Genomic DNA, 10,204 nt, shown 5'->3' with positions numbered 1-10,204 from the left:
GCTGGGTATGAAGCAGGAAGAGTGGCGCGATGTGCGCAGCGATATCCAGATGATCTTCCAGGATCCGCTGGCCTCGCTGAATCCGCGCATGACCATCGGGGAGATTATCGCTGAACCGCTGCGCACCTATCATCCGAAGATGTCGCGTCAGGAAGTTCGCGATCGCGTCAAAGCGATGATGATGAAGGTCGGGTTGCTGCCTAACCTGATCAACCGCTATCCGCATGAGTTCTCCGGCGGTCAGTGCCAGCGTATCGGCATCGCGCGGGCGTTGATCCTTGAGCCGAAGCTGATTATCTGCGATGAGCCAGTATCTGCGCTTGACGTGTCGATTCAGGCTCAGGTGGTCAATCTGCTGCAGCAGCTGCAGCGTGAGATGGGGCTGTCGCTGATATTTATCGCCCACGATCTGGCGGTGGTTAAACATATCTCCGACCGCGTCCTGGTGATGTATCTGGGCCATGCGGTGGAGCTGGGCACCTACGACGAGGTGTATCATAATCCGCTGCATCCCTATACCAAAGCGCTGATGTCGGCGGTACCGATCCCCGATCCTGATCTCGAGAAAGCGAAAACTATTCAGTTGCTGGAGGGCGAATTACCCTCGCCAATTAACCCTCCGTCGGGCTGCGTGTTCCGCACCCGCTGCCCGCTCGCCGGGCCAGAGTGTGCGAAAACCCGCCCGGTACTGGAGGGCAGTTTCCGCCATGCGGTTTCCTGCCTTAAGGTAGACCCGTTATAATCTCAGGGGCTGACGCAGGTCAGCCCTTTTTTTTGCGAGGTTAACGAAGTGGGTATGCTTTCTGCCGCTCGTCTGCGGCTTTATCATTTACTTTTCGATCAGAACCGACGTTCCGGCCGCCGCTTCGAAGGGCTGTGCGGACTTTTCGCCTTGCTCAGCGTGCTGGTGATTTTTATCGAGTCGGGGCTGGGCACGCAATATCATCTGACATTAGATGAATGGCATATTTTCGTCTGGCTGGAGCTGCTGGTGACCGCGGTTTTTACCGTGGAGTACCTGCTGCGTATCGCCACCTGGCCCAATCCGCTCCACTATATTTTTAGCTTTTGGGGACTGATTGACCTGGCGACGATTTTGCCGCTGTATGTGATGTGGCTGTGGCCGGAGATTAGTCTGAATTATGTCTTTGCCTGGCGAGCAATGCGAGCGATCCGCGCGCTGCGTATTCTCAAACTGTTGCGCTTTATGCCTTCGCTCAACGTGTTCTGGCGAGCAATCGTCAGTGCGCGTCACCAGCTGATTCTGTTCTATTCGTTTATCGCCATTGTGATGGTGATTTTCGGTTCGCTAATGTATTTGATCGAGGGGCCGGAGTACGGCTTTACAACGCTCAACGCCTCGGTCTATTGGGCCATCGTGACCATCACCACCGTCGGCTATGGCGATATCACCCCGCATACCCCACTGGGCCGCATTCTGGCGTCGATCCTCATCCTGATCGGCTACTCCATTATTGCGATACCGACCGGGCTTATCACTACCCATATGACCAGCGCCCTGAACCGTCGGCGTCAGCGTCGCCTGTGTCCGCAGTGCCAGCAGGGCGACCATGACGATAACGCCCGTTTTTGTCACGCCTGCGGCCATGCGTTGCCGAAATAAGCTGCCAGCATAAAAAAAGCCTGCCGGGTGAACCGCGGCAGGCTTTTCACTGGATAGTGAGCGTTATTCACGCCACAAAATATGACACAGCTTATGATCTTTTTCGCGGCACAGCAGAACACGGGCGAAAATGTCATTAATTTCCCCGCCATCGGTATCCGCCAGGCCAATTACCACTTCGGCGAAGAAATCCGGATTCAGATCGTAATCCACATGCTCTTCCCAGTCTGCGGACGGGTCGAACAGTTCGGCGCCCCCGCGCTCTTCAAACTGCAGGTTAAACAGAATGATGTCCGCCGGGTCGAGGTTGTCGGCCGCCAGCTCGAGGAAGATATCGTAAGCCTGCTCAAGCGTTTCGTCTTCGGTCAGGCGGTTGTTTAAATCCATATCCATGATTGCTACTCATTCGGTATCTGATGGGCACGTTTTACAGCAACGGGCTGAAGAAGTAAAACAGTCGCTCGACGATCCGCTGCCAGAGCGGTCGTTTTAGCCAACGACGGGCGTCAAGCAGGCGCGAACGCGAGATATAGTCATCCTGGACCGCCGCCAGATCGCTGCCAAAACCGGCGTCATCAATGACCAGCGTAATCTCAAAATTGAGCCACAGGCTGCGCATATCCAGATTCACCGTCCCCACCAGGCTCAGTTCGCCATCCACCAGCACGCTCTTGGTATGCAACAATCCGCCTTCAAACTGATAAATTTTGACCCCGGCCGCCAGCAGCTCGGTGAAAAAGGCCCGGCTGGCCCAGCCCACCAGCAGTGAATCGTTCTTGCGCGGTAAAATAATACTCACGTCGACACCGCGCTGGGCGGCGGTACAGATTGCGTGCAGCAGGTCGTCGCTGGGCACGAAGTAAGGTGTCGTCATGATCAGATGCTCTTTCGCCGCGTAGGCGGCGGTGAGGAGCGCCTGATGGATCAGATCTTCCGGAAAGCCCGGGCCGGAGGCGATCGTGTGGATGGTATGCCCGCTGGCCTCTTCGAACGGCATGATATTGACGTCCGGTGGTGGCGGCAGAATGCGCTTTCCGGTTTCGATTTCCCAGTCGCAGGAGTAGACGATGCCCATCGAGGTCGCCACCGGGCCTTCCATCCGCGCCATCAGGTCAATCCACTGGCCGACCCCCGAGTCCTGCTTAAAGTAGCGCGGATCGACCATATTCATGCTGCCGGTATAGGCAATATAGTTATCGATCATCACCATCTTGCGATGTTGACGCAAATCCATCCGGCGCAGGAACACACGCATCAGGTTAACTTTGAGGGCCTCGACGACTTCAATACCGGCGTTACGCATCATCGCCGCCCATGGGCTGCGGAAAAAGGCCACGCTGCCCGCAGAATCGAGCATTAGCCGACAGTGAACCCCACGACGCGCGGCGGCCATCAGCGATTCGGCGACGCTGTCGGCCATACCGCCTGGCTGCCAGATATAAAAGACCATCTCGATATTGTGGCGGGCCAGTTGAATATCGCGGATCAGAGCCTGCATCACGTCATCAGATTCCGTCAGCAGCTGCAGCTGGTTGCCTTTTACGCCACCAATGCCCTGACGCCGTTCACACAGCTTGAACAGGGATTCTGCCACCGGGCTGTTATCTTCCGCGAAGATATGTTTGCAGGCTTTGAGGTCGTTTAACCACTTGGCCGTCGAGGGCCACATCGCCCTGGCGCGTTCCGCCCGGCGTTTGCCGAGATGCAGTTCGCCAAAGGAGAGATAGGCGATAATCCCCACCAGCGGCAGGATATAAATGATCAGCAACCATGCCATGGCGGACGGGACAGCGCGGCGTTTCATTAGAATTCGTAATGTTACACCGGCGATCAACAGCCAGTACCCCAGAATGACCAGCCAGTTCACCACCGTGTAAAAGGTTGTCATAGATGTAAAATCCTTTTGAATGACGTTATGTGATGAGTTTACGCATCAGTATTTTTCTGGCAAATAAAAACGCAGCGAAAGCGGTAGTCAGTTGCTGGCAGAGGTTTATAATGGAGGCTGTTTTCACTCGTAGAGTCGTTGCAATGAAGCGTAGTAGAACGGAAGTAGGGCGCTGGCGCATGCTGAGACAGGTGAATCGCCGTAAAGCGCGCTGGCTGGAAGCCCAATCGCGCCGCAATATGCGGATCCTTGCTATCAGGAAGGGACTGGTGAAACGGCAGCGTCATGCTCTGCTGTTTATTTTTCCCGACTGTTAAGCGAGCAGGCTAACGGCACCGTACGCGGTGCCGTTGTCGTTTTCTCAGCCCTGCGCTGAATTATCGTTATCATTGCCATCTTGACATCATTATTTTGCTCGACTGCGGTGCAACGACAGTTTGCGCCTGGCTTGCTTTCACGTCTCATTAAAATAGGCATGTCACGTTATTCCGGGCGGTTTGTTTCAGGCAGAACCTATTCCTGCCGCCACAGGAATTAATTGCCATGCAGTATTTATTGTTACCCAGACAGGTGCGGCGCTGTCGAATGCATGCCCACACTGGCCAGCAGATGCAGCCTGAAGTAAGTTGAGAAGAATGATGAAACAGGCGCAGTCAGATCATGGCGCATGAGGCTAAGCGTGCCGCTCCTGGTCTTAAATAATCTGCGCCTGTTTGTTTGCCTTTCAGAACGGTTGTCTGGATAACGCGCCTGAATAAAATGCACGCTATTACGCGTGCATTACTTTATTTTGCATAGGCTTCAGTGGATAAAGTGATGGTCACGTTATCACTTACCGCGGGCACATACTTATCAAGCTTGAAGTCTGAACGTTTGATTACCCCTGTTGCATCAAATCCAATCGCCTCTTTTTTCACCATTGGATGCATGTCCTGCTTATTGAGGGTTGCATGCAGAACTACCGGTTTGGTGATGCCTTTAATGGTCAGGTTACCTTCGACATCATATTTATTGTCGCCCTTGCTTTCCACTTTGGTACTCCGGAAAGTAGCCTCGGGAAACGTTTTGACATCAAAGTATTCTTTGCCTAAAAATTCATCGGTTAACGCTTTGACATGCGTGTCAATGGTTTTTACCGGCAGAGTAACGCTAACAGAAGATTTTTCAGGATTTTCTTTGTCAAAAGATAATTTCCCTGAAACATCAGAGATATAGGCGGTAGGGTTAGAGAAACCGAAATGGTTCCAGGCAATAACCACCGACGTGTGCTGCGGATCCAGGTTATATTCTGTCGCCGCAGCTTGTGATACAGGGATATATAAGGCAAGCAGAGAAAGAAATGCTGTTTTTTTCAGAACGTTCACAAAAAATTCCTCAAAATGGGCAAGTACACAAAGGGTAGCTTAAAAAGAGGGAAGTCTTATTGAAAACATTTGTTATTCCCTTTCAAAATTTTTAATCAAGCACGAATAACCCTACAGTAACGCAGCGTGAACTTTACGCAAGGCAATTAATAGAAGTTAAAAAATGATCATCGGCAATTTTAACCTGACGGTGAGATTTTTATTGGGCCATGTCAGTATATTGTGTGTGGTTATATCATTGCGGGGTTATTTTCCGGGGGAGAGAAATCACCGCGAGCCTGAATGCAGGAAGGTTGTTTAAGACCGGTTCAGTACCTTGCGAAAACCGGACATTAATCCCCGTTTATTCCATGGCTTAATATCGGCAGGGAGAAATTACCCGCATCAACATGCTTATCCAGTCAATGTAAAAAAAGAGCAATAACCATAAATTAGGCATTTATCCAATCTAATGTCGATGTGAAATGAATAAATGTCGATATATTATTCTGTGTTATTTATTTGTTGTAGTCATTTCGTTTTAATCCTTCCTGGCGTTTTTTTAGCTTTATCACAATAGTGTCGCGCAAAAAACAATCAATAAATAAATAAAATACAAGATCTTACATAACGGACTTACACAATTTATTAACAATTAAATATAATTCCCGACATCGATGTTTTATCGCCATTTTCTATCCCGGCATTATGCTTCATTTATGCCGTTTGGCTTACTGCGGGGAAAACATCGATAGTTAAATAAGAAATAGTTTTATTTCATGGTGTTATCAGGAGAGTTATTATGTCAAATACGAATCCCCGCTCATCCGGCTGGTTAGGCCTGTGGTGCCTGCTGGTCGGTGTGATACTGCTTGCGACAGGCCTGTTCTTTGTCATCGGCGGTTATAAACTGGTTTCCCTGGGGGGAAGCTGGTATTTCCTTATTGCCGGGGTTATTACCCTGCTCGCCGCGATTCAGTTTTTCCGCCGCAGGTCGTCCGCGGTGTGGCTGTTTGCTCTGGTATTCGTGGGTACCCTGATTTGGGCACTGTTTGATGCCGGCTTCGACTTCTGGCCGCTCGTTTCCCGTTTGATGGTACCCGCCGGGTTGATGCTGCTGGCGGCGGCCACCTGGCCTGCGCTACGTAAGCATGAAGGAAAGCCTTACAGCACCAAAGGGGCATGGGGGGGCTGCGTTGTTCTGGTTATCGCCATGGGCGTCACCTTTGTTCAGATGTTTCAGCCCCATCCCACAGTGGCGTTCAGCGGCGAGAAATTACCGCTGGTGCCGGTAAAAGAAGACGCTAAACAGCAAAACTGGGACCACTACGGCAATACTGCCGGCGGTAGCCGCTTTGTGGCGTTGGACCAGATCACGCGTGACAATGTAAAAAACCTGAAACCCGTCTGGACCTTCCATACTGGCGACACCCCGTTAAGCCCGGATGGCAATGGCGCAGAAGATCAGCAAACACCGCTGCAGGTAGGCGATCGTGTTTTCCTCTGTACCCCGCATAACAATGTGATCGCCGTCGATGCCGATAGTGGAAAAGAGATCTGGAGAGCGGAAATTAATGCGAAATCCGCCATCTGGATGCGCTGCCGAGGCCTGGCGTATTTTGATGCGACGAAGCCACTGACGCAGCCCACTGTGGCAGGCTCCACACCGATTCTGCCGGCACAGGTCGCGCCAGGTGCAGCATGCCAGCGTCGCATCCTGATGAATACGATTGATGACAGATTGATCGCCTTAGACGCAGATAACGGCCAATTCTGCCCGGACTTCGGGACGAACGGCAGCGTGAATCTGCGGGAAGGGATGGGCGCTGCGGCAGATCCAAGCTATGTGTTGACTTCAGCCCCGACGCTGGCTGGCACCACGGTGGTGGTTGGAGGCCGCGTGGCGGATAACGTCAGTACTGACATGCCTGGCGGCGTGGTGCGCGGTTATGACGTGATTACCGGCCAGCAGCGCTGGGCATTTGATCCGCGTAATCCGGATCCCAATCATGTTCTGCAACCGGGGGAACATTACAAACGCAGTTCCGCTAACTCCTGGGCGCCCATGTCATGGGATGCGTCGATGAATACCCTCTTTATTCCGATGGGGAGCTCCTCTGTTGACCTGTGGGGCGCAGACCGTATTCAGGGCGATCACAAATACGCCACTTCAATCCTGGCGCTGGATGCGACCACCGGGAAAGAGAAGTGGGTATACAAGACCGTGCGTAACGATCTGTGGGACTTCGATGTCCCGATGCAGCCAAGCCTGGTCGATTTCCCGACCAAAGAGGGCAACAAACCCGCCGTGGTGGTGGGGACCAAAGCGGGTCAAATCTATGTACTTGATCGCCTGACGGGTCAACCGCTTACCGAAGTGAAAGAGGTCCCGGTGAAACCGGCTGATATCCCAAATGAACAATATCCGGCGACGCAGCCGCGCTCTGTTGGGATGCCGCAGATTGGGGCGGAAACCCTGAAAGAATCTGATATGTGGGGGGCAACGCCGTTTGATCAGCTGGTCTGTCGTATCAGCTTCAAATCGATGCGTTATGACGGGCTGTACACCATGCCGGGGACCGATGTTTCCCTCAGCTTCCCGGGCTCTTTGGGAGGAATGAACTGGGGCAGCCTGTCTACCGATCCGAACAACCACTATATCTTCGTCAATGATATGCGTCTGGGTCTGTGGGTGCAGCTGATTAAGCAGGACCCACAAAGCGCGGTGGCTAACACCGGTGGTGAAGCGGTGAACGCCGGGATGGGGGCGGTCCCGATGAAAGGAACACCGTACTCGGTCAACAAAAACCGTTTCATGTCGCCGCTGGGGATCCCATGTCAGAAACCGCCGTTTGGTACGCTGTCCGCGATTGACCTGAAAACACAGAAAATCGTCTGGCAGGTGCCGGTCGGTACCGTCCAGGATACCGGTCCGTTTGGCATAAAAATGCGTGCTCAGATGCCGATCGGTATGCCGACGCTGGGTGGAACCCTGGCAACTCAGGGCGGCCTGGTGTTCATTGCCGGAACCCAGGACTACTACCTGCGCGCCTTCGATTCATCTACGGGTGAAGAAGTCTGGAAAGCCCGTCTTCCGGTAGGAAGCCAGGGGGGACCCATCAGCTATGTTTCGCCGAAGACCGGCAAACAATACATTCTGATTTCCGCCGGTGGAGCCCGCCAGTCGCCGGATCGCGGTGACTACGTGATTGCCTATGCGCTCGATAAGTAACAGGTAATTGGATCAGCGATAACGATCAGAGGCCCCCGCCGCACAGCGGGGGCTTTTCATATTAATGCAGGGATGGTGAGGCGTTAGGCGACGATGTTGAGGCAGGAGAGGGGATCTGACCCTGTACAGGACATGTCAGTGAGAGAACAGCCAAACTTTTCGCGTGATGGAAAAGGGCGGCATTTTAATGTTGTGTACCAAAATGCGCCCTTTAATCTGATGGCCCTGGTGTGTTTTTGTGGCTAACCAGAAAAATAGCAGGGGATTTTTTTCAAAATACTTTTTTGTACGGCTTAACAGAGACCTGGCGGTAGACGCCAGCCGCAATATACGGATCATCATTGGCCCAGGACTGCGCCGCTTCCAGCGACTCAAACTCGGCAATCACCGTTGAGCCGCTGAACCCTGCTGCGCCCGGTTCGTTGCTGTCAACGGCCGGCATTGGCCCGGCGGTAAGCAGCCGGCCTTCATCGTGTAAGAGTTGCAGACGCGCGAGATGCGCAGGGCGAACCGAGAGCCGCTTTTCCAGAGAATCGGCGATATCTTCAGCGTAGATAACGTAAAGCACGGCAAAGCTCCTTATCAATAATCAGGCGAATTACGTTAAGTTAAACCGCCCTGGACTGCAATGCAAAGATGCATACCGGTGTCGAATGCGCTGCCGACGCGGCTTTTTTCTGCAAATGGTGGCAAAAATTGACTCAGGTTAAGACGCCTTATTGAATATGATTGCTATTTGCATTTAAAATCGGAGCATCATTTTTCAACAGAAACGACTATGAGCGCAATGACCCTTGATTTACCTCGCCGCTTCCCGTGGCCAACGCTGCTGTCCGTGGCTATCCACGGTGCCGTTGTGGCGGGGCTGCTTTATACCTCGGTACATCAGGTTATTGAACAGCCTTCTCCGACGCAGCCGATTGAGATTACGATGGTCGCGCCGGCCGATCTTGAACCGCCCCCGGCGGCACAGCCAGTCGTGGAGCCCGTTGTCGAACCTGATCCTGAGCCGGAACCCGAGGTGGTGCCTGAACCGCCGAAAGAAGCGCCGGTGGTGATCCATAAACCGGAACCGAAGCCGAAGCCTAAACCCAAACCGAAACCCAAGCCGGAGAAAAAGGTTGAGCAGCCGAAGCGGGACGTGAAGCCGGCAGCAGAGCCGCGTCCGGCCTCGCCGTTTGAAAACAACAACACGACGCCAGCGCGCACCGCGCCAAGCACCTCGACCGCGGCCGCCAAACCCACCGTTACTGCCCCGAGCGGCCCGCGGGCGATCAGCCGTGTCCAGCCGACCTATCCGGCCCGCGCCCAGGCGCTGCGCATCGAAGGGACGGTGCGGGTGAAGTTTGACGTGACGCCAGATGGCCGAATCGACAACCTACAGATCCTCTCTGCCCAGCCGGCCAATATGTTTGAGCGCGAAGTGAAAAGCGCGATGCGCAGATGGCGTTACGAGCAGGCAAGACCGGGAACCGGCGTGACGATGACTATCAAATTCCGTCTGAGTGGGGTCGAGATCAACTGATAATGCGTTGCGGCGGACCCCCTGGTCCGCCGTGAGTCTTGTCTAACGCGTTTTTTCCGTCAATACATCGTCCAGCGCCTGCTGGACCGTCACCAGGTGCTGGCCACCAAACAAAATCGCCCGGTTCAGCAGGGTGTACAGCTGATAGATGGGCTGGCGATCGAGAAAACCTGCTGGCAGCGGTGAAACGGACTGGTAGCCGTCATAGATCTGCGGCGGTTGTTCCGGGTGCATCGGCAGCATGGCTAAATCGCACTCGCGATCGCCCCAGTAGCAGGCCGGATCGAAGATATAGGGGCCATCTGGTCCTAAGGCGCAGTTACCGGACCACAGGTCACCATGGAGCAGTGAAGGTTGCGGCTGATGGTTGGCCAGCCGCTGCTGAACCACATCGACTAAGGTATCGATATCGCCAAAGTGCAGCCCCTTCTCCGCCGCCAGCTCCAGTTGCCAGCCGATACGCTGCTCGGCAAAGAACACCGACCAGCGACGCTGCCAGGCGTTGGGCTGCGGCGTGGTGGAAAGATCGTTGTCGAAATCCAGACCAAACTGCGGCTGATCGCTCCACTGGTGCAGATGCGCTAACTGCTGG

General features: G+C 53.7%; 10 protein-coding genes. 5 read left to right on the top strand and 5 right to left on the bottom strand.

Annotation, left to right across the window (positions count from 1 at the left end):
- Both oppF and CW267_RS28730 read left to right on the top strand, forming a co-directional pair.
- On the top strand, positions 1-742 hold a 742-nt coding region (oppF, locus tag CW267_RS28735), incomplete at its 5' end, for a murein tripeptide/oligopeptide ABC transporter ATP-binding protein OppF (protein WP_101148698.1).
- Between the two features lie 54 nt (positions 743-796).
- On the top strand, positions 797-1,624 hold the full coding sequence (locus CW267_RS28730) for an ion transporter (protein WP_012541359.1): 828 nt from the start codon (positions 797-799) through the stop codon (positions 1,622-1,624).
- 63 nt (positions 1,625-1,687) lie between these two features.
- Here CW267_RS28730 and CW267_RS28725 read toward each other — a convergent pair whose 3' ends face one another.
- Both CW267_RS28725 and cls read right to left on the bottom strand, forming a co-directional pair.
- Positions 1,688-2,017, bottom strand: coding sequence for an HI1450 family dsDNA-mimic protein (locus tag CW267_RS28725; protein WP_002910079.1), 330 nt, complete (start codon positions 2,015-2,017; stop codon positions 1,688-1,690).
- Between the two features lie 34 nt (positions 2,018-2,051).
- Positions 2,052-3,512, bottom strand: a complete 1,461-nt coding sequence (gene cls / locus CW267_RS28720) for a cardiolipin synthase (RefSeq protein ID WP_008804416.1) — start codon at positions 3,510-3,512, stop codon at positions 2,052-2,054.
- Between the two features lie 143 nt (positions 3,513-3,655).
- Here cls and CW267_RS30205 point away from each other — a divergent pair, with 143 nt between their 5' ends.
- Entirely contained in the window at positions 3,656-3,829 is a 174-nt protein-coding gene (locus CW267_RS30205; RefSeq protein WP_023290120.1) for a YciY family protein, read from the top strand.
- A gap of 468 nt (positions 3,830-4,297) precedes the next feature.
- On the opposite strand, the gene CW267_RS28710 is transcribed toward CW267_RS30205, so the two are convergent.
- A complete protein-coding gene (locus CW267_RS28710) occupies positions 4,298-4,876 on the bottom strand; it encodes a YceI family protein (RefSeq protein WP_008804418.1) in 579 nt (192 codons plus the stop codon).
- Between the two features lie 781 nt (positions 4,877-5,657).
- Here CW267_RS28710 and CW267_RS28705 point away from each other — a divergent pair.
- Positions 5,658-8,087 (top strand): glucose/quinate/shikimate family membrane-bound PQQ-dependent dehydrogenase, encoded by a 2,430-nt coding sequence (locus CW267_RS28705; protein ID WP_100780949.1) that lies wholly within the window; start codon positions 5,658-5,660, stop codon positions 8,085-8,087.
- Between the two features lie 271 nt (positions 8,088-8,358).
- Here the strand turns inward: CW267_RS28705 and CW267_RS28700 are convergent, their stop codons facing one another.
- Complete coding sequence (locus CW267_RS28700) at positions 8,359-8,655, bottom strand: YciI family protein (RefSeq protein WP_008804420.1); 297 nt, start codon at positions 8,653-8,655, stop codon at positions 8,359-8,361.
- A gap of 210 nt (positions 8,656-8,865) precedes the next feature.
- Here CW267_RS28700 and tonB point away from each other — a divergent pair, with 210 nt between their 5' ends.
- Complete coding sequence (gene tonB, locus CW267_RS28695) at positions 8,866-9,612, top strand: TonB system transport protein TonB (protein ID WP_022065331.1); 747 nt, start codon at positions 8,866-8,868, stop codon at positions 9,610-9,612.
- Between the two features lie 42 nt (positions 9,613-9,654).
- Here the strand turns inward: tonB and CW267_RS28690 are convergent.
- A partial coding sequence (locus tag CW267_RS28690) for a fructosamine kinase family protein (RefSeq protein ID WP_165787480.1) occupies positions 9,655-10,204 on the bottom strand: 550 nt, incomplete at its 5' end.

This window comes from Klebsiella sp. X1-16S-Nf21 (assembly GCF_002837615.1).
GTDB lineage: Bacteria > Pseudomonadota > Gammaproteobacteria > Enterobacterales > Enterobacteriaceae > Klebsiella > Klebsiella variicola.
This window is presented reverse-complemented; position numbering and strand designations above follow the sequence as displayed.